This window comes from Ignavibacteria bacterium (assembly GCA_036262055.1).
Classification (GTDB): Bacteria; Bacteroidota; Ignavibacteria; order Tepidaquicellales; family Tepidaquicellaceae; genus DATAJP01.
Window position 1 is genome coordinate 1,137,387 of record DATAJP010000003.1, and the last position, 19,368, is coordinate 1,156,754.

The 19,368-nt window shown below is 36.5% G+C and carries 16 protein-coding genes; 5 read left to right on the forward strand and 11 right to left on the reverse strand.

Going from position 1 to position 19,368, the window contains the following annotated elements; genetic code table 11:
• Positions 1-30 precede the first annotated feature (30 nt).
• Positions 31-1,785 carry a S8 family serine peptidase gene (locus tag VHP32_12095; GenBank protein ID HEX2788630.1) on the forward strand — a complete coding sequence of 585 codons (1,755 nt, stop codon included), beginning with the start codon at positions 31-33 and terminating at the stop codon, positions 1,783-1,785.
• Positions 1,786-1,857: 72 nt separating this feature from the next.
• Here VHP32_12095 and VHP32_12100 read toward each other — a convergent pair whose 3' ends face one another.
• From VHP32_12100 to VHP32_12135, 8 genes are all read right to left on the reverse strand, one after another.
• Positions 1,858-3,078 carry a glycosyltransferase N-terminal domain-containing protein gene (locus tag VHP32_12100; protein HEX2788631.1) on the reverse strand — a complete coding sequence of 407 codons (1,221 nt, stop codon included), beginning with the start codon at positions 3,076-3,078 and terminating at the stop codon, positions 1,858-1,860.
• Positions 3,079-3,139: 61 nt separating this feature from the next.
• Positions 3,140-3,697, reverse strand: a complete 558-nt coding sequence (gene frr, locus VHP32_12105; GenBank protein HEX2788632.1) for a ribosome recycling factor — start codon at positions 3,695-3,697, stop codon at positions 3,140-3,142.
• Positions 3,698-3,759: 62 nt separating this feature from the next.
• Entirely contained in the window at positions 3,760-4,470 is a 711-nt protein-coding gene (gene pyrH / locus VHP32_12110) for a UMP kinase (protein HEX2788633.1), read from the reverse strand.
• Positions 4,471-4,514: 44 nt separating this feature from the next.
• Positions 4,515-5,363, reverse strand: a complete 849-nt coding sequence (gene tsf / locus VHP32_12115; protein HEX2788634.1) for a translation elongation factor Ts — start codon at positions 5,361-5,363, stop codon at positions 4,515-4,517.
• Between the two features lie 113 nt (positions 5,364-5,476).
• Positions 5,477-6,217, reverse strand: a complete 741-nt coding sequence (gene rpsB / locus VHP32_12120; GenBank protein ID HEX2788635.1) for a 30S ribosomal protein S2 — start codon at positions 6,215-6,217, stop codon at positions 5,477-5,479.
• Positions 6,218-6,523: 306 nt separating this feature from the next.
• On the reverse strand, positions 6,524-6,910 hold the full coding sequence (rpsI, locus tag VHP32_12125; protein HEX2788636.1) for a 30S ribosomal protein S9: 387 nt from the start codon (positions 6,908-6,910) through the stop codon (positions 6,524-6,526).
• 41 nt (positions 6,911-6,951) lie between these two features.
• Positions 6,952-7,407 (reverse strand): 50S ribosomal protein L13, encoded by a 456-nt coding sequence (gene rplM, locus VHP32_12130; protein HEX2788637.1) that lies wholly within the window; start codon positions 7,405-7,407, stop codon positions 6,952-6,954.
• 125 nt (positions 7,408-7,532) lie between these two features.
• A complete protein-coding gene (locus tag VHP32_12135) occupies positions 7,533-9,464 on the reverse strand; it encodes a J domain-containing protein (protein ID HEX2788638.1) in 1,932 nt (643 codons plus the stop codon).
• Between the two features lie 462 nt (positions 9,465-9,926).
• Between VHP32_12135 and VHP32_12140 the strand changes: the two genes are divergently transcribed.
• Positions 9,927-10,337 carry a hypothetical protein gene (locus VHP32_12140; GenBank protein ID HEX2788639.1) on the forward strand — a complete coding sequence of 137 codons (411 nt, stop codon included), beginning with the start codon at positions 9,927-9,929 and terminating at the stop codon, positions 10,335-10,337.
• Positions 10,338-10,600: 263 nt separating this feature from the next.
• On the opposite strand, the gene VHP32_12145 is transcribed toward VHP32_12140, so the two are convergent.
• Together VHP32_12145 and VHP32_12150 are read right to left on the reverse strand one after the other, a co-directional pair.
• The gene (locus VHP32_12145) at positions 10,601-11,629 is read right to left on the reverse strand and encodes a hypothetical protein (protein HEX2788640.1); all 1,029 of its coding nucleotides are present in this window, start codon (positions 11,627-11,629) and stop codon (positions 10,601-10,603) included.
• 86 nt (positions 11,630-11,715) lie between these two features.
• Entirely contained in the window at positions 11,716-12,732 is a 1,017-nt protein-coding gene (locus tag VHP32_12150; protein HEX2788641.1) for a hypothetical protein, read from the reverse strand.
• A 158-nt stretch (positions 12,733-12,890) separates the two neighbouring features.
• Here VHP32_12150 and VHP32_12155 point away from each other — a divergent pair, with 158 nt between their 5' ends.
• The 3 genes from VHP32_12155 to VHP32_12165 all read left to right on the forward strand — a co-directional run bounded on the left by VHP32_12155 (position 12,891) and on the right by VHP32_12165 (position 17,019).
• On the forward strand, positions 12,891-14,225 hold the full coding sequence (locus tag VHP32_12155) for a cytochrome ubiquinol oxidase subunit I (GenBank protein ID HEX2788642.1): 1,335 nt from the start codon (positions 12,891-12,893) through the stop codon (positions 14,223-14,225).
• On the forward strand, positions 14,226-15,245 hold the full coding sequence (locus VHP32_12160; GenBank protein HEX2788643.1) for a cytochrome d ubiquinol oxidase subunit II: 1,020 nt from the start codon (positions 14,226-14,228) through the stop codon (positions 15,243-15,245).
• A gap of 181 nt (positions 15,246-15,426) precedes the next feature.
• A complete protein-coding gene (locus VHP32_12165; protein HEX2788644.1) occupies positions 15,427-17,019 on the forward strand; it encodes a PQQ-binding-like beta-propeller repeat protein in 1,593 nt (530 codons plus the stop codon).
• A 57-nt stretch (positions 17,020-17,076) separates the two neighbouring features.
• Here VHP32_12165 and VHP32_12170 read toward each other — a convergent pair whose 3' ends face one another.
• A complete protein-coding gene (locus VHP32_12170) occupies positions 17,077-19,218 on the reverse strand; it encodes a YCF48-related protein (GenBank protein ID HEX2788645.1) in 2,142 nt (713 codons plus the stop codon).
• Between the last annotated feature and the right edge of the window lie 150 nt (positions 19,219-19,368).

Below are 19,368 nucleotides of genomic sequence, written 5' to 3' on the forward strand. Positions count from 1 at the left end.
GCTCAGAATGACACACTTGTTCCCCTTTATATGAAAAAAATACTTTTACTCGTATTATTCTTTTCTTTCGGATTTACTCCGCAGATTTACTCACAACAAAAAAACTTCACTAAGTACTGGATAGTCTTTAAAGATAAAGGTGAGTTTAAGCCAACCACTGTCATCAAACTCGGCTCAAAGGCATATAATGTAGGACTCTCGCTTCTGACCGAACGCGCTGTCAATCGCCGTCTCAAAGTATTGCCGGAGAATAAGCTGATTGATTATATGGACTTACCTGTTAATCAAAAATACATCAATGAAATAAAATCCGAAAAAGTTCAGATAATTGCTGTTTCAAGATGGCTGAACGGTGTAAGTGCATATCTTACAGCAGAGCAGGTTGAAGAAATTTTAGACCTTGATTATGTAATGGGGTTAAGGGTTGTTGATAAATTAATAAAACAATCAGTTGAATCACAACAAGCTGAACTTGAAACGGAACTGCAAAAGAAAGATTCCATAAAATATAAATATGATTATGGTCGTTCGCTTAAGCAAATGGAAATGGTAAACGTTCCTTTGCTCCATCAGATGGGATTCACAGGCAAGGGCGTTATGATTGCAAGCTTCGATGATGGATTTGACTGGAGAAATCATGAATCATTGCAGGATTTGAACATCACAATGGAATATGATTTCATAAATGAGGACAGCGCAACCTATATGCAGAAGAATCAGAAATATGAGGACAAAAACAATCAGGGTTCGCATGGAACTGCAACGCTTTCGACAATGAGCGGATTTAAAAACGGCAAGCTTGTAAGTCCGGCGTTTGGTTCGGAAATTATTCTCGCAAAAACAGAATATGTCCCGACTGAAACTCCGATGGAAGAAGATTTCTGGCTTGAAGCCGCCGAATGGGCTGAAGCTCTTGGTGTCGACATCATCACGAGCTCGCTGATTTACAGAAATTATGACGATGCATACAGCAATAATACTTATTTATATAAACATTTGAACGGTGACGCTCCTATTACTTCATTCGCAGGCGACAGATGTACATATTTAGGTGTTGCGGTATTTCAGGCAATGGGAAATTATGACCAGACAACCGAACCATCACTGGGCTCTGCCGCAGATGGTGATTCGGTGATTTCAGTCGGTGCTGTTATGTATAATGGCAAACCTGCAAACTTCACATCAAACGGTCCCACAGGCGACGGTCAAATGAAACCTGATGTTTCTGCTCCCGGTGTGTTTGTTTATTTTGCGACGATGAAAGAAAAATCAGGTGACAATATATCTTATGAATACGGTGATGGAACCTCTTTCTCGACTCCTATCACTGCAGGGGTTGCAGCATTGCTGCTTGAAGCAAACCCAAGTTTAACTCCAATGCAGCTTCGTGAAGCGCTGAGAATGACAGCAAATCAATCGGATAAACCCGACAACGTTCTTGGATGGGGAGTTGTGAATGCTTACAATGCCGCATTATACAGCGGAATAATTTGGAGCCCATATCCTGAAATTCAGACGAATACAAACGGCATAAACATTTCAACATACATAGCTTCAAATACAAAACTTGATGAATCGAGCATAAAAGTTTTTTATAACACTGACGGTGCAAGTAATTACGATGAAGCTCCGCTTACATTAAGCACGGAAGTTTTTGATGCAAACGGTTCCGGAAGATACACCGCAAGCATTCCCTCATCAAGTGGATTCACCGAATTTAATTATTATTTTTACGCAAAGGATATAACTGGCAAGGAATCTTTCTTTTATCCAAAGAAAGATTAATAAACAAACTTTAGTACGACAGGCATTCCTGCCTGTCGGGACAGACAGAATGTCTGTCCTACTTTCATAATTTCATATATTCGAGATTATTTTCTTTGCAATTCCCAGGGAGTTCTCAAAAACTCGTTCGCATTTCCCGCCGGTTTCATTTCTCAACTCAGGTTTATATAAAAGCTCACTCAATTCTTTATAAAATTTCCTCTGGTCTTCAGCTATGTATGCGCAGCCTGCAGAAACTAAAATTTCATGCTCGTCGGAATTAACAGCTTTGTTTGAATAAAATATCGGCATATTATAAATTGCCGGCTCAAGTATGTTATGAAGCCCCGTTCTGAATCCACCGCCGACATAGCTAAGATAAGCAACCGAGTAAAGCTTCATCAACAAACCGACCCTGTCAACAATTATCATGTTATGTTTTGAAAACTTATGAAGCTCTGAATATCTTAACGGTTTTATGTTCTCAAATTCATTCGTAATTCGTGTTTCAATTTGTTCAAGCTTCTTTTCCTTCGGTTCGTGCGGAACAAGAATCGTGAGCAAGTCAGGATGGAATCTGTTAATTTTATTTAACACCGGAAAAATAAAATCTTCATCATCTTTCCATGAGCTTCCGATTACAAAAATTTTCTTATTAGCAATAACCTGCGCAGGCAAAATATCTTTTGATTCGATTTTCTTTGACGCCTGAATTACCCTCTCAAATTTTGAATCACCTGCAAGATTAATTTCAGATTTAACCACTTTCTTGAAATTAACTTCATCTTCTTTGTTGATGACAAAAATTTTATCAATCATGTTATAAAGTGCAACCTTGAATGACTTTGTTACGGGAAGCTTCCAGAAAATGTCTTTTTCATCAAAACGCGCATTTGCAAGAATTGTTTGCAGACTTCTTTTTTTGCATTCATACAAAAAATTGTACCACAAATCATAACGCATTAAAATCACTTTATCGGGATTAATCAAATCAAGCAATTCTCTCGCATTTGATGCAGTATCAAACGGAAGATATGTCTTGATTGTATTTTTTAAATTAATGCGGGCGTTTGTATATCCCGAAGGTGAGAAAAAGCTCAGGACAATGTTAAATTTTGTATGGTCGAGTTCGTTAATGAGAGGCAGCGCCTGCTGAAATTCACCGAGCGATGATGAATGAATGAGAATTGTTTTTTTGTTTACGTCAAGATATCCGAGTGACATTTTAAGACGCGGGAATAAATTTCGTCTCTCGTTAAGCCCCTGCCTGATTTTCGGACTAAAAAAATATCCGAAACGGAAAAAGAACCACATCAGGGGCACAAAAAAAATGTTATATGCGATGAACCAGAATTTTCGCATTTTGTTAAGGTCTTTAGACCTCCATTATTTCTTTTTCTTTGACCGACAGAAGCTCATCGATTTCTTTTACATATTTATCAGTCAATTTCTGAATATCATTCTCGCCTTGCTTTCTTTCGTCTTCAGAAATATGTTCTTCTTTTTCAGTCTTTTTTAATTTCTCAAGCTCGTCTCTTCTTATGTTTCTGATGGAAACTCTTCCATCTTCAGCAAACTTGCGGACAAGCTTAACAATTTCTTTTCTTCTTTCTTCATTAAGAGCAGGAATCGGAACGCGGATTAAATTTCCGTCATTTGCAGGATTTAATCCTAAGTCAGAAGATAAAATTGCTTTTTCGATTGAGCTGATAACAGTCTTATCCCAAGGCTGAATCGTAATTGTATGAAAATCAGGAGTGCTGATATTTCCAACCTGATTCAGCGGCGTTGGTGTCCCGTAATAATCAATCTTTATTCCGTCTAACAAATTCGTTGTAGCTTTACCTGTTCTGATTTTTATAAGTTCAAGGCGAACGTGTTCAACTGCTTTCGCCATTCTGTCCTGTGTCTGTTTTAAAATATCTTTTACCATCTTTAATAATTTTACTTTTTTAAATTTAAATAGTTTCGAATCCCTGCATTAAATTATCAACCTCAGCTTATAAGCGTTCCGACATCTTCACCTGATACGATTTTCAGCAGATTGTCTTTTAAATTCATATTAAAAACTTTAATCGGCAAGTTATTTTCCTGGCATAAAGTAATGGCAGTTAAGTCCATAACCTGCAAATTTTTCTCCAAAACCTCAGAATATGTCAGTTTTTTGAACATTTTTGCATTAGGGTTTTTCTCCGGGTCACAATCATAAACACCGTCAACTCTTGTTCCCTTCAATACAAAATCAGCTTTTATTTCAATAGCTCTGAGTGCTGCCGCAGTATCAGTAGTGAAAAACGGATTTCCCGTTCCGGCTGCAAATATAACAACCCTGCTTTTTTCAAGATGCCTGATTGCCTTTCTTAAAATCAACGGCTCGGCAATTTCATCCATCTGAATTGCAGTCTGGACGCGCGAAGGAGTTCCCATTTTTTCGATTGCGTTTTGAAGCGCAAGAGAGTTTATCACCGTTGCAAGCATACCCATATGGTCGCCTGTAACTCTGTCAACTCCCTGCTTGCTTGCAGAAAGTCCGCGGTATATATTTCCGCCCCCTATAACTATGCCAATCTGAACTTTTGGTGAAATTATTTTCTGAACTTCCGTTGCGAGATGCTCAAGCACGTCTGAATCAATTCCGAAGTTTTGGTTTCCCATCAGGGATTCACCGCTGAGCTTTAAGAGGATTCTTTTGTAAGGTGTCTTCATTTTTTAATATAAAAAAAGTCCGCATAAAGCGGACTTTAAAAAAATTACCCTAACTGAAATCTTACAATTTCAAGGATTTCGAGGTTATCCCCTGTCTTCTTATTGTAATCTTTTATAAGGTCACCGATTGATTTCTTTTCATCCTGAATGAATGACTGTTCCATCAATACGTTTTCCTGATAAAACTTCTCGATTTTGTTTCCGATGATTTTATCTAAGATATTTTCTTTCTTTCCTTCGTTCAACAACTGCGTCTTGTAAATATCTTTTTCTTTTTCTATTACATCAGCACCAATATCTTCTCTTTTTATAGAAATAGGATTCATTGCAACTAACTGCATCGCAATCTTCTTTCCAAGGTCAAGCGACTCTTCATTCTTGTTTCCTTTGAAAGCAACAAGTCCGCCGAGCTTGCTTCCGAAGTGAATGTAATCAGCAATGAATCCGTCTTTTGAATTCACATTCTTCACTCTCTTCACTTCGATTTTCTCGCCGACTTTTCCCATTAATGCATCAAGATGCTCCTGAACAGTCAATCCGTTTACTTTTGCTTTCAAAACAGCATCAACGTCAGAGCTGTTAGCAGACAAAGCAGCATCAGCAACTGATTTTGAAAAGTTCTGAAAGTCATCGCCTTTGGCAACGAAATCAGTTTCGCAGTTTACTTCTACGATTGCACCCGCAGTTCTGTCTTCACTAAACGCATCTTTTATCGCGCCTTCGTTTGTTATTTTATCGGCTCTCTTTGTGGCAAGCATAGCGCCTTTTTTTCTTAAAATCTCAATCGATTTTTCTAAATCACCGCCTGCTTCCTCAAGAGCTTTTTTACAATCAGCCATTCCGGCACCCGTCTTGGCTCTTAATTCTTTTATTTGATCTAAAGTTATTGCCATCGTTTATTATGTTATTTAATTTTTCTGTTATCTGGATTCCTGCCCTCGCAGGAATGACATTTTGAAATTCCCCTTTAGCAAAGGGGGACAAAGGGGGTTGTAATAAATTCCCCTTACGCTGTTTCCATTTTTTCTTTCATCTCTTCTGACTCATCCTCAGCTTTTTGCTTTGCAAGCGATTGACCGTCAATCACCGCATCTGCAATGGCTCTTGTAATCACCTCGATAGATTTCACCGCATCATCATTTGCAGGAATTGCATAGTCAATCAAGTCTGGGTCGCAGTTCGTATCCACTATTGCATAAACCGGGATATTCAACTTTCTTGCTTCCTCGATTGCAATGTGCTCTTTCTTAACGTCAACTAAAAATATTGCGCCCGGAAGCTTTGTCATGTTCACAATCCCGCTCAATACTTTGTCGAGCTTATCTTTTTCTCTTCCCATGATAAGTCTTTCTTTCTTCACAAATCTGTCAATCGTTCCGTCCTCTTCCATCTTCTGCAAAGTCGTAAGCTTTTTTATGCTCTTTCTTACAGTGTTGAAGTTGGTTAACATACCGCCAAGCCATCTTTCTGAAACATAAAACGCTCCGCATCTTTCTGCTTCATCCCTGATGATTTGCTTTGCTTGTTTTTTCGTTCCGACAAAAAGCAATTTCTTTCCGTCAGAAGTAATTTTCGATACCGAGTTGCAAGCATCCTGAAGCATCTCGCGTGTCTTTTTTAAATCAATGATGTGAATTCCATTTCGCTCCATGAAGATATATTTCTTCATCTTAGGATTCCATCTTCTGGTCAGGTGACCAAAATGTGAACCTGCGAGCAAAAGGTCTTCTACTTGAACATTAAACATTTAATGATTCTCCTTTTCTTGTTCTGTTTATGTAAACAAAGCCATCTCATTAAGTCTGCGCTCGTGATTTGAATTAAGCGCTCAAAAGAAAAGTAAAAATGGTTGGCTTTTGTTATTCAACTACCGCTCTCATCTTCTTACAAACATCTTGCTGCAAACATCTCTGTTACACAAGACACCCGTCTGCAAAAATCAAGCGGTATGATTTTTTATTAAAAAACTTATATTTGAAACATCACACGCCGTTGTTGGTGTTTTTCCCGAAGGGACGGCTTTGCCGCACCAACAACCACACGCATTGTAAAATTATCTCTTAGAGAACTGGAATTTCTTTCTTGCTTTTGGCTGACCGTATTTCTTACGCTCCACCATTCTCGGGTCTCTTGTCATCAACCCTTTAGCTTTCAAAGCTGTCTTAAACTCCGCGTTTTCTCTTACCAAAGCTCTTGAAATCGCAAGCTGAACTGCGCCAATCTGTCCTGTGAAACCGCCGCCGTGAACGTTAATCACTGCATCATATTTTCCAAGCGTATCCGTTACCTTAAAAGGCAATATTGCTAAGTCATACTGGCTCGGGATGAAAAATACTTTTCCCTCTTTCTTATTAATCGTAATCTTGCCGTTGCCTGATGTCAATAAACATCTTGCGCTCGCTGTTTTTCTTCTTCCTACTGTTATTGGTTTTGCTGGCATACTTTTTTATGTCTCGAAATTATCTGATTTATATATCCGATTTATATATCTAATGATTTTGGATTCTGAGCAAAATGCGGATGTTCACTTCCTTTATAAACTTTTAACTTATGAATCAATCTGTTACCAAGTCTTGTTTTCGGAAGCATTCTTTTAACTGCAAGCTGAATGATTCTTTCCGGATGCTTCTTCATCATCTCGTTATATGAAATAACTTTCTGACCGCCCGGATAACCCGAGTAATGTCTGTATTCTTTCTGTTCGGTTCTCTTGCCGAGCATTTTCACTTTTTCGGCATTGATAACAACTACCCAGTCGCCCAAGTCGGCATTTGGTGTATATTGCGGGTTCATTTTGCCTCTTATTCTCTTTGCGATTTCGGAAGCAAGACGCCCCAGAACTTTGCCCTCGGCATCAACTAAATGCCATTTCTTTGGATTTTGCTCCGGTTTTGCAAATTCTGTCGTCCTTATGGATTTTCTAATAGCGGTTTTCATCGTAAATATATCAAAATTAAAATAGCATTAAAGATACCCATTTTAAACCATAAATTCAAGGAAAGGAAAGACACTCTTTGTCTTTCCTGCGAAAGCAGGAATCCAAGCAAAAATTTCTTTAAAATCTATTTGTTTAATTCCTTTAAACATTTTTCGTATCTCTTTAAAATAGAATTTTTTTCAGTATTATTTGATCTTTCCCAGTATTTTTCTGATAACAAAAAAGCTTTTTCAAATAAATTAACTGCATTTTTAAAATCTTTTAGCCTAACCATATTTATAGTTAGTTTATCAATCCAAAACATTACTTGTAATTCTTGAACATTTGTAATTTTTTCTCCTAATAGTAATAAATCATTAACATAGGGCTCAAGTTTTTCAATAACGACTGATGGATTTTCTTTACCTATATCTAAAACTTTAAATAATTCCATTTCTCCATGCTTGCTCCTAATTGACTCAATTAATGATAATTCATCATTCCAAATTTCGTTATTCTTTTTTTCTTCTTCGCAAGTAATAATTCCTTCACTTAAAATCTTCTTAAATTTTTCTGTGGGAAGTTTTGCAAATTCATAGTATGAAGGATTTAATTTTATAGTCAGCTTTGAACTTAATCTATTCCAAAATACTATTACACTATTTTTATCTATCTCTAATTCTGCTGCATTTGAATCCAATTTATTTAGTAAATTCATTCTTTCTTTGAAATCAGATTCGGATAATTCTGAGAAAAAAAACAATAAAGACAACAAACTGTCACACTCACTGTCTAATGAACTTCTATGTGCTTTAATTTCTTTAAAAAATTTAACTTCTTTAATTACTTCTTTAATAATTTTTTGGTTTTCAAAGGAAATTATTGATTTTAAGATACTAAAAAGTCTTACATACACATATTTTCTAATCAATTTAATATTAGTACTTTTTGAAAATGCTTCTTTGTATTCACATTTTTGTTCATCTGTTAACTCATTAAAATAATAATCAAAATAATCAGGTTCATTTATTAATTTTCCAGTAATATTCACCTGAACAGTTAAAATATCTAAAGGTAAATTTTGAAATTCATTTTCTAATAAAAAAATTTTTAATATATCTTCTTTACTTTCATCATCATTTTTTCGAATATTAAATCTTTTCATAGCATCATTATACTTTTTCTCATCAATAATGTTATAATAAAGTAAATTATTAGCTTGTTTAATGTGAGTAATTACTATTCTAGGTTTTTTGAGCTCATTAATTATTTCATGCGCACTTTTAACATAATTATCATAAAACAATCCCTCTTTTTGGGCAATTGCAAGACATTCTTCTGCTTTAGTAAAGCAATATTGCGATTCAGTCGTTAATTTAATTAAGTGAAGATTTTTTGCTAAATTACTTAGCATAGGGATTGAACTAGTTAATAAGCCTTTACCGTATTTAGTATTAGCAATATTTCTTTCATAAAACAACTTTAACCATTTATATGATTCCTCAATTTGCCAATCATCTAGTGTAATTTCTATTAAACTAGTATATATTAAATAGATAAAATCCTTTGCTGTCATTTCATCATTGAGAAAATCTGAATTACAATCTTCATCATTATTAAATGTTTTAATACATAGAATATTATGGAATTTATCAAATGCACTATTCACTGTTTGCATTTCTTCGTTTGTGCCTCCAATATCTGGATGATACTTTTTTGCCGCAATACGATATTTATCCTTTAAAGAATCTATCGAAACTGGTTCACTAAGATTTAACAAATGAAATCCTTTGGGATCAATGGAGGATAATGGTACCTTAAAAGTATTTTCATCTATAATTGTTTTAATATGATTAAATGCTATGGAGTTTAATAAAGAAATATCTTTATCCGAATTAATACACGAAATAAATTTGGTTATGGAATTTTTATATGTATCATAAAATTCTCTACGAGTACCTACATGTTTTAAAGAATCAAAATAATATTTTCTTTCTTTTAGAATAAAAAATGATTCTATTAACGGTGTTTCTAAATAGTTATAACTTTTATTTATTATTGAAGTTGTATTTTCCATTTTTCGGCTAAAAACAAAAATAACCATTTCTCCACAAACCCTCCACAACCAAAATTTCCTCGCACCCTCCCCATCCCAACCCGATTTCCTCAATATCCAAAACAACAATTCTTTATCTTTTCATGCCTTTTCTCTCGCTCCCCTTTTTGTGCTTTTGTGCCTTAGTGTTTAAAAAATTTTTTCTCTGTGCTCTCTGTGGCTAAATAAATAGAATAAAAAAATAGAATGAAAAAACCTCTAATTCCGCTGGCAATCGAACTTTTCATTCTATAATAGAATAAATTCCCCAAAATCATTTAATTCCCGCGCACAACTCCACGATTTCACAAAAAATAGAATGATTAGCATAAACATTAGAATGCGGAGCAAAGCGACGTCCCGACTTGGCGGGAGATTTCGATACCCCCACGAAACCTCTACCCCTTTACCTATGTTTAAATAAATAGAGAAAAATTGACTACTATGAAAACTTTATTAAATGACTTAGCCTTAATTCCCCTATTTTTAATCATATTTGCGGTGGTTTCGCCGATGTTCACTTCCTGCTCACAAAAAGGTGAAAACATGAGTAACGAAAACGCAAACTATGACACGAAGACACAGGAGCAAAGAACAATCGAAAGCGTTCATAAGGATTTAAGCAGCATTCCTCAATATGCGCATCCGGCTATTCTGATAAATAACAACACAAGCTCCGGCGTAAAAGAAAATGTGAATAGGAAAAAAGACGATGCAAAAAAAGTGACTGAAGATAAAAATGAAAAGAAACCTGAAGTAAAAACCGAAGATACGAAAACAAAAGACCCGCGAATGGCAGATGACACCGAAATGGACCCGAAAAATAAATTTCCCGAAAACTACAACGGGAAATAAAAACTTTTCTTGCACTAAGTCGCAAAGCTTTTTTCCACAGAGGACAGAGAAAAACTCTGCCACGAATTAGCACGAATTGACATAAATATTTTTGCATTAACAAATGCCACAAAGAAACACAAAGAAACACAAAGAAAAAAATTTCTTTGGCTTAAAGACGAGACGACACGAAGTTCAAATAATTTTGCCAGAGAAGACACAGAGCGAAAGAATCGCAAATAATTTGATTTAATTGATATCTCTGTTAACTCTGTGGCTTTCTATTAATACGATTCAAGAACTGCCGAGCCCTTGATAGAATATTTATCAGCATTTGGAGCAATCGAAGGATTGGCAGCATTTAATTTTATTTCGGTATAAATCTCTTTATAAAAGTAACTCGAATCAACTCCCTCTCTCACGAAATTATCCCAAAAAGGTCTTAAAGTGGGGAATATTACATCACCGGTCTGTTCATCTAACAATATTCCAAAATCAAATTTTCCATCAGGCGGAGGTTCTCCTGTTACTCCCGTATACCGGTCTATGTCAAGCATTGTTGAAAGTGATTTCTGAAACCCCGGAAGTTTATTTTGATAAGTTCCGTCTTTAAGATAAACAACATCCAATGTTAAATAATAAGGTATGATATTATTATAAGGAAGCCGGTAAACATTTTTCATTTTCAATTCCCACGCAGTAGGCATTGTAGCGGGATTTATATTCGGACATTTTATCATTTTTAAAATTAACGTGTCGTTTCCGTTAACAGCAGAACTTGGAGTTCCATATAAACTGTCATTTACCGTTTTGTATGTTACAGCAACTGCGTAATTTTCAAAAACATTTATTTTTAATGAAATAAATCCAGCATAAGGATAGGAAACATATTCGCTTTGATGTAATTTTCTAAAGTAACCGTTAAAAATTTTTCCTTCAGTTTGCGGTAAGGTTTTATATGAACTATCGTAGCCGGAACCCGGCTGCGAGTGAAGCATCGTAATTGCAGCCGCATATCTTTTATTTATTGTAGTTATATCGGTTTGCACCCAAACTTCGAAAGTGTTCCAATCTTCAGACAAAACTCTATTGGCTTCGGTCTCTGGTCTTAAAACTCCGGTAGTATTGTTAAAATAATCAAGAAAGCTTGCTTTGTAAATCGTATCAAAAAAATAATGCGAATCTGAATAGTTATAAGCTCTTAAAATAAATTCAGAAGGTACAACTGACACCGGGTCGGAACATGATGAAATAAAAAGGGCGGATACTAAAAACGCAACCATTGCAGAAATGACATTTTTTAGTTTTTTCATTTTCAATTTATTTAGTTAGCGGAGTAAATTTTTAATTCAACCTCAGTATTTGAAAAAAGTTCTGTTTACTTTCAATATAGTTTGCATTAAGGATAATACCTGTATTTCCCTAGTATTCTGTAGTCATAAGCATTTTCTACATTCATAGCTTCTGATTTTGACTTCGTATAAAGCTCAGGGTACCAATAAATCGAACCCGCACCTTCGCGAATAAGATTATCATAGAAAGGTCTTAACGTCGGAAAAATCAATTCGTTCGTTCCAAAATCAATTGTATATCCTTCAAGCAAATCAAACTTTCCGTCCGGGGGCGGTTCACGTGTCGTTCCTGTATACCTGTCTATGTCAAGCATTGTTGAAATCGATTTACTGAAGCCGGGGAGATGAGTTTGATATCCGTTAGAATAATATTTCACATTAAGTTCAAATCCGTCAGTTGTAACGGCATACGGGAGAACGTAAACATTTTTTAGTTTCAGTTCCCATGCAAGAGGCGTATCAATGGGGTGAAGATATGCCCATTGAACAAGCTTTAAAATCAATGTATCGTTGGGTGCAGCCGAACTAACCGGTGTTCCGAATAATTTTCCGCTGCTTGTTTTATAAGTAACGGCAACAACATCATCTTCGCCGGTATATTTTAAATAAATAAATCCCGGCTTAGAGTGCATTGCATATTCATATGGGTGCATTCTTCTGAATCTGCCGTACATTTTTTTTCCCAAAACAGGATTGCCGGTTTTGAGTGTGTCGGAATATCCGCCTACCGGTTGTTCGTACAGCATCGTATGAGCATATGCAAACACACCTGCCGAATCAGTAATACTGATTTTAATCCAGACTTCAAACGTTGCCGTATCGTTTACTAAAACTTCATTCTGAATTGTATGCTCTGTTAATGTTCCTGTTGTGTTATTATAATAATCGAGAAAGCTTGCTTTATAAAGCGTATCAAAAAAATAATGACCATCGGAATATTCATAAGGATAAAAATCAAAATTTACATCGTGAGGTGGAACAACGATATCTTCGTTGCATGATAAAACAAAAAAGGCGGATACTAAAATAACCATGACCGGTAAAATATTTTTTAGTTTTTTCATTTTATTGTTGAAGTTTATGGAGTAAAATTTTTAATTCAACTCTTTTTGAATAAAAATTCAATGCTTTGTTTTTTGGGAATACGGTGCAACTCATTTTAATTTACATTTTTATAAATAAAATGTATAAGTATTTTTGTGTATCTAATCTTTCAACGGATATGGAAGATGTACTCTTCGCACGGCTGCAAATGGCGGTCTCTCTTGGCTTCCACATTATCTTCGCCTGCATAGGCATGACAATGCCGTTCCTTATGGCAACGGCGGAATATAAATACAACAAAACAGGTCAGCCCGTTTATCTCGAGCTTGCAAAAGCATGGTCAAAAGGCGTTGCAATTTTTTTTGCAGTCGGCGCTGTCTCGGGAACGGTGCTTTCGTTTGAGCTCGGACTTCTGTTCCCGACTTTCATGGAGCACGCAGGACCGATTTTTGGAATGCCATTCTCATGGGAAGGAACAGCGTTCTTTCTCGAAGCAATAGCTCTCGGATTGTTTTTATACGGATGGAAACGTCTCAACAAATGGCTTCACTGGTTCGTCGGAATTGTAGTCGGAATCAGCGGAGTTGCATCGGGAATTTTTGTCGTCGCTGCAAATGCATGGATGAACTCACCTGCAGGTTTTGACTGGGACCCTATTACTCAACAAGCATCTAACATCGACCCGTGGGCAGCGATGTTCAACGATGCATGGTTTTCACAAGCGTTGCACATGGCGCTCGCCGCGTTCGTCGCAACGGGATTTGCAGTCGCAGGCATTCACGCAATTTTACTCCTAAAAGATAAAACAAATGTTTTTCATCAGAAAGCTTTCAAGATTGCCGCGGTATGGGGAGGAATCTTTGCCATAATGATGCCGCTCAGCGGCGATTACTCTGCGAAAGATGTTGCTAAACGCCAGCCGGTAAAACTCGCTGCAATGGAAGCGCATTTTCATACCGAAGCTCCCGCAGATTTAATCATCGGCGGAATTCCAAATGAACAAACAGAGACGGTTGACTTTGCAATAAGAATCCCGAGAGCATTAAGTTTTCTTGCTTACGGAAATTTTGATGCTGAGGTAAAAGGTCTGAATGAATTCCCCCGTGAGAACTGGCCTCCTGTTGCAATCACTCACTATGCTTTTCAGATTATGGTTGGGATAGGTTCTCTTTTAATGATAATAGCATTAATTTATTTTTATTTGCTCTGGCGTAAGCGTGATAAGATTTACAACAATAAATTTTTGAAATTGTTTGCAATTGCAACACCGCTTGGTTTCATTGCGGTTGAAGCGGGCTGGACTGTAACCGAAGTCGGCAGACAGCCGTGGATAATCTACGGCATCATGCGGACAGCTGATTCCGTTACCCCGATGCCGGGGCTTATAGTGCCGTTTATTTTATTCACTGTGCTTTATTTGTTTTTATCAGTTGTTGTCATTTGGTTGTTAAAAAGACAAATAAAAGCTGTTGAAATTAAGTTTAAAAATAATCCTAAAGGAATAACAACATAAATGCTTGAAGTTGTAATTATATTTTTATTTTTATCTCTTGTGCTGTACGTTCTTCTCGGCGGCGCAGATTTCGGTGCTGGCATTGTTGAATTTTTCTTAAAGAAAAATAAAAGCGCAGCTCAAAGAGAGATTATCGGCAAAGCAATAGGACCAATCTGGGAAGCAAATCACATGTGGCTCATCATCATCGTTGTGATTTTATTCATGGGATTTCCTGATGTTTACTCACAAGTTTCAATTTTTTTGCATATACCTTTGACTTGTTTACTTGTCGGCATTGTTCTGCGGGGAACTGCTTTCACGTTCAGGCATTATGATGCAATCAAAGACGAATCACAAAAATACTATAACCTTATTTTTAAATATTCAAGTTTGTGGACATCATTTTTCTTTGGAGTTGTTGCAGGCGCATTAACCTCGCAAAGAATAAATCCTCAAGCAATAAATTTTTTGGATTTATATGTATTGGATTGGTTCAATCTCTTTTCCATAATGACAGGATTATTCACTGTATGCATATTCGGATTCCTTGCATCGGTTTATCTAATCGGTGAAACGAATGACGAAGACACAAAAAAATATTTCATCAGAGTTGGAAGAAAATTACTGATAGCAATGGTTGTTTCAGGCGGATTGGTTTTTCTAACTTCTGAAATCACAAGCGCAGGATTAACACAAAGATTCCTCGACCATCCTTTTGCAATCATAACAATAATTCTCACTACAATTTCCTTACCGGTTTTATGGCGCGCATTAAAAAAAGAAAAAGTTCTTTTATCAAGATTAACTGCGGGCTTTCAGGTAACAATGGTTGTGCTTACCTGGGTTATGGTTTACTCACCTTATATGTTGATTTACAAAAACGGAACAGGATTGAATTTATACCAGGCTGCTGCTCCAACTGCAACAATAACCAATCTTGCATGGGCGCTCTTAATCGGCTCGTGCTTCATACTTCCTTCTTTATTTTATCTTTACAAAGTTTTTAAATCCCGACCTACATCCGAAACAAATCTTTAATTTTATTTCAACAAAATCATTTTCTTTATCTCGATAAATTTATCAATAGTTTGCATATAAAAAAATATTTTTAATGAAAAAATTGATAATAAGCGTTAATATTGGGTTAAATGAATTGAAAACCTGCTTTTAAATTTAATGTAAATTCTCTATTTTTTATTAACTAAATTTAATTTTTAAAATGAAATATTTAATTACTTTTATTGCATTATCGTGTGTTCTGCTTTCAAATAACATTTCAAAGTCACAACCAAGAGGATGGGAGTTTGGCGATATAGTATGGGAAATTACCGTCCCAAATAATCCGGGAACAACGGTTCAGGATAAACAAATCAAAAGCTTAAAACAAATTCCTGATGTTAACGGAGATGGTGTTAATGACGTTGTTGTTGCAACGGGAAATTACTGGACGCTTTGTTACAGCGGACTAAATGGGAATTTACTCTGGCAATACAGTACACACTTTGGGTCAATAAATACCGGTTCCGTTGAGTGGGAAGATGCAATGGAAATTGCTGACGTTAACAACAATGGCGTTTATGATGTTGTAATAGGATGCGGCGGCGGAAATGAAATGGTATATGCTCTTAACGGGAACAACGGAGCAGTATTATGGTCTTACGGAAATCCTACTACAACAAATGACGGTGACATTGAAGCCATCAGCATAAAATATGATTTCAATAGCGATGGAATAAAAGACGTAATTGTGTCTGCAAGCGGCGTAACAAGCGGCGGCAGACATGCAGCAATTTGCCTCAATGCAGTTAACGGGCAGCAAATTTTTTATTCTACCATGTCCCAGCCGTTTACTGATGACGCAATTGCAATTGAAACCGGCGCAGCAATCGGAGTTAATAACAACGGTGCGCCATATGGTGTTGTAGGTCTTAACACTGCAGGAAGCATTGTCTGGAACTATACCGCTCCCGGAAATATATGGACTTTAAAAGAAATTCCTGATATCAATAATAACGGCGGAAAAGATATCATCGGTCTCGGTGGTTTCAATAGTTCAATTTTTGCGATTTCAGGAAACTCAGGTACGCAAATCTGGGCATCAAACTTGGGTTCAGGCAATAACGGCAAAATTTGTTTGCTCGATGATGCAAACGGAAACGGCTCAATAGATTTTTCGGCATCGGCTCCGCAGGTTGCCTGCAGGGTTGACTCAAAAACAGGAACAATCATCTGGCAAAATCCTCTGGGTTCTTCTTATTTGAGAGGCATCGATAATCTTGATGATATTACAGGTGATGGGATTGATGACATAGTTATTGCTACGCAGCTTCAGCCGCGTCTGGTTGTTCTCAATGGCAACAGCGGAGCAATATTGTTTGACTATAGTTTCGGGACAACTTTAAACCAGAGAGGCGATAGAGCTGCCGTTTTAAAAGATATCGATACAAATGGAGTAAATGAATTTCTTGGAGGCAATCGCGAAGGAAGAGTGATTTGTTTTTATGGAGGTGACGGAACCATAACAAACATTGAGCCCGAAACCCATCCTGTTAATTTTAGCTTACACCAAAATTTCCCGAATCCGTTTAATCCTTCAACAAGCATTAAATTTGAATTACCGACAAAAACATTTGCGACTTTGAAAGTTTATAATGTATTAGGAAAAGAAGTAGCTGTACTTTTGAACGGCGAGATTAACGGAGGAACTCATGAATTTTCTTTTGATGCAACAGGGCTTTCATCGGGAGTTTATTTTTATACTTTACAAACTCTTGACTATAAAGAAACAAAAAAAATGCTACTTACAAAATAATACATTTTTTTTAAGCAATTTTAGCCGTGCCTGTTAAGACACGGCTTTTTTATGTCATTATTTTACTAACATCATTCTTTTGGTTTCAATAAATGTACCTGCTTCCATCCTGTAAAAATATACTCCGCTTGTATAATTAATTGCATTCCATTCTACTTCATAAGTCGAAGCATTTAGATATTCATTAACAATTGTCGAAATTTCCTTCCCAAGTATGTTATATATCTTTATGGATACAAAAGATGATTTCGGAACTTCAAATTTTATTTTTGTCGATGGATTAAAAGGATTCGGATAATTTTGAGAAAGCAAGTGAGTCTTGGGAATTTCATTTGAAATAGTTTGTATTCCGACTGCACCTCCATTTGTTGTTTTAAGTATGGTTCCCCCTTCCCCAACGGCATACACTGTATTATTATCAATGCCATAAAGAGCATTTAAAAGTTTATTTGTACCTGTATTTTGTCTTGTCCATGTTAACCCTCCGTCTGTAGTTTTTATAACCGAGCAATCATTTCCTAAATTTGAACCGCATGCATATGCAGTCTGACCAATTGTAAAAGTAATATCTTTTAAAGTATTTTGCGTAATAAGCGGCAGCCGAACCCAGTTAAGACCACCATCGGTAGTTCTATACATTGATCCGGCTGAACCGACTGAAATACCGGTGTTTGCATCAAAAAAATCCACCCCAAACTGTGTATCCAAAAAACCTCCAACATTCACCTGTGTCCAATTCAGGCCTGTATTCGTTGTTCTGAATATTCTTCCTCCTTCACCCACAGCAATGCCTGTTGTATTATCATTAAGAAACATTATATCATACATAGTCCACGTGACACCTGAAATGCTTACCCAGTTATTTCCGCCATTAGTGGTTCGCAAAATCGCACCGAAATTTCCAACTGCAACCCCTGTGGATGCATTTACAAATTCAACATCATGAAGCATTCCGGAATTTGCCGTATGCTGTGTTGTCCAGGTCAGACCGCCGTTTACAGTGTTAAGAATGATGCGCTGTTGAGGACTGTCTTTTCCACCAACAGCCCACCCCGTTGACGAATTAATAAAATAACACGAATTCAAATCAAGAGTTGTTCCACTTGATGCACTTAGCCAATTTGTACCATTGTTTGATGTTGTGGAAATGCGGCCTGCATTTCCAACACAAACTCCGTTTTCTCCAAATATATCAAAGAAAAATACTTTATTTATTTCTCTTAAATCATTTATATCGGGGTTATACCAGGTTAACCCTCCATCAGTTGTTACTATTTGTCCCGACCATCCCCAAGCATATCCGTTATTAGGTTCTTCAGGGAAAAACTCAATGTAGTAAATAGTCTCTCCATATGGATCAGTGTAAACCACTGACCAGTTATTTCCGCCGTTTGAAGTGCGATAAATTTTACCGTTTGCACCTACTGCCAATGCTTCGGAAGCACTTTTCATAAATATTTCATTAAGAGGCAGACCGGGACCTCCCAGTATTTCAAACCAGGTGCTTCCTCCATTTGTAGTTTTTAATATCTGATTAAATGCACCTACAATCATTCCCGTATTTGCATCACAAAATGAAACTCCAAGCAAGCTTGCACCTCCCGAAGGATTTGTTACATCAAGCCAGTTTGCACCACCATCCAAGCTTCTGTATATCTTTCCGTTAGTACCAATTGCTATAGCACGAGGATCAGCTCCCGGAAGAAAATTTATTTTTTGTATGTCCGAAGCAGGATTATTAAATGCCAGAGTAAATATATTTCCATGGTCTACAGAAAGAAGAATTTTCCCGTTATTACCCGCTACGAGAATATTTGGTCCTTTTGAATCAACTGTATTTAAATTTGCATATCCCTGTGCAAGAGTTGCCCAGCTGCCTCCTGCATTTGTTGTAATCTTTGCTCCATCTCTTCCAACCACAACTATTTTTTGAGTATTTTCAATAACCTCTATATCTTTTAAATCTCCTTCACCAACAGGATTCATGGTGATATAAGTTGAATCATTAATTCTTTTCAATAATGTACCGTGCTCACCGCATATGTAAATGGTTCCATCAGGAGCCCTTGCAATACTGAATATTCCATTTCCCATAGGCATCGGTTCCTGCCAAATCCAGCCCGAACCTGAAACACTGATTTGAGAAAATACATCGGTAAAAAAAATAGTCATTAAAATAATTAATATTAATTTTTTCATTTTAAACTCCTTAATAAATGAACAGGCGAATCTGCTATTTCGAGGCAATCGAAATGTATCTGTGATATTGCTGACCCGCCCGTAATTTGAAATTTTAAATTTGAATTTTTCATTGCCTCGAATTTTTTATCAAGCTAAGCTAATTCAAAT

Bases quoted from the DNA above. Each gene is read 5' to 3' on its own strand.
- VHP32_12095 (HEX2788630.1), top strand. From the start codon at position 31: ATGAAAAAAATACTTTTACTCGTATTATTCTTTTCTTTCGGATTTACT.
- VHP32_12100 (HEX2788631.1), bottom strand. From the start codon at position 3,078: ATGTGGTTCTTTTTCCGTTTCGGATATTTTTTTAGTCCGAAAATCAGG.
- frr (HEX2788632.1), bottom strand. From the start codon at position 3,697: ATGGTAAAAGATATTTTAAAACAGACACAGGACAGAATGGCGAAAGCA.
- pyrH (HEX2788633.1), bottom strand. From the start codon at position 4,470: ATGAAGACACCTTACAAAAGAATCCTCTTAAAGCTCAGCGGTGAATCC.
- tsf (HEX2788634.1), bottom strand. From the start codon at position 5,363: ATGGCAATAACTTTAGATCAAATAAAAGAATTAAGAGCCAAGACGGGT.
- rpsB (HEX2788635.1), bottom strand. From the start codon at position 6,217: ATGTTTAATGTTCAAGTAGAAGACCTTTTGCTCGCAGGTTCACATTTT.
- rpsI (HEX2788636.1), bottom strand. From the start codon at position 6,910: ATGCCAGCAAAACCAATAACAGTAGGAAGAAGAAAAACAGCGAGCGCA.
- rplM (HEX2788637.1), bottom strand. From the start codon at position 7,407: ATGAAAACCGCTATTAGAAAATCCATAAGGACGACAGAATTTGCAAAA.
- VHP32_12135 (HEX2788638.1), bottom strand. From the start codon at position 9,464: ATGGAAAATACAACTTCAATAATAAATAAAAGTTATAACTATTTAGAA.
- VHP32_12140 (HEX2788639.1), top strand. From the start codon at position 9,927: ATGAAAACTTTATTAAATGACTTAGCCTTAATTCCCCTATTTTTAATC.
- VHP32_12145 (HEX2788640.1), bottom strand. From the start codon at position 11,629: ATGAAAAAACTAAAAAATGTCATTTCTGCAATGGTTGCGTTTTTAGTA.
- VHP32_12150 (HEX2788641.1), bottom strand. From the start codon at position 12,732: ATGAAAAAACTAAAAAATATTTTACCGGTCATGGTTATTTTAGTATCC.
- VHP32_12155 (HEX2788642.1), top strand. From the start codon at position 12,891: ATGGAAGATGTACTCTTCGCACGGCTGCAAATGGCGGTCTCTCTTGGC.
- VHP32_12160 (HEX2788643.1), top strand. From the start codon at position 14,226: ATGCTTGAAGTTGTAATTATATTTTTATTTTTATCTCTTGTGCTGTAC.
- VHP32_12165 (HEX2788644.1), top strand. From the start codon at position 15,427: ATGAAATATTTAATTACTTTTATTGCATTATCGTGTGTTCTGCTTTCA.
- VHP32_12170 (HEX2788645.1), bottom strand. From the start codon at position 19,218: ATGAAAAAATTAATATTAATTATTTTAATGACTATTTTTTTTACCGAT.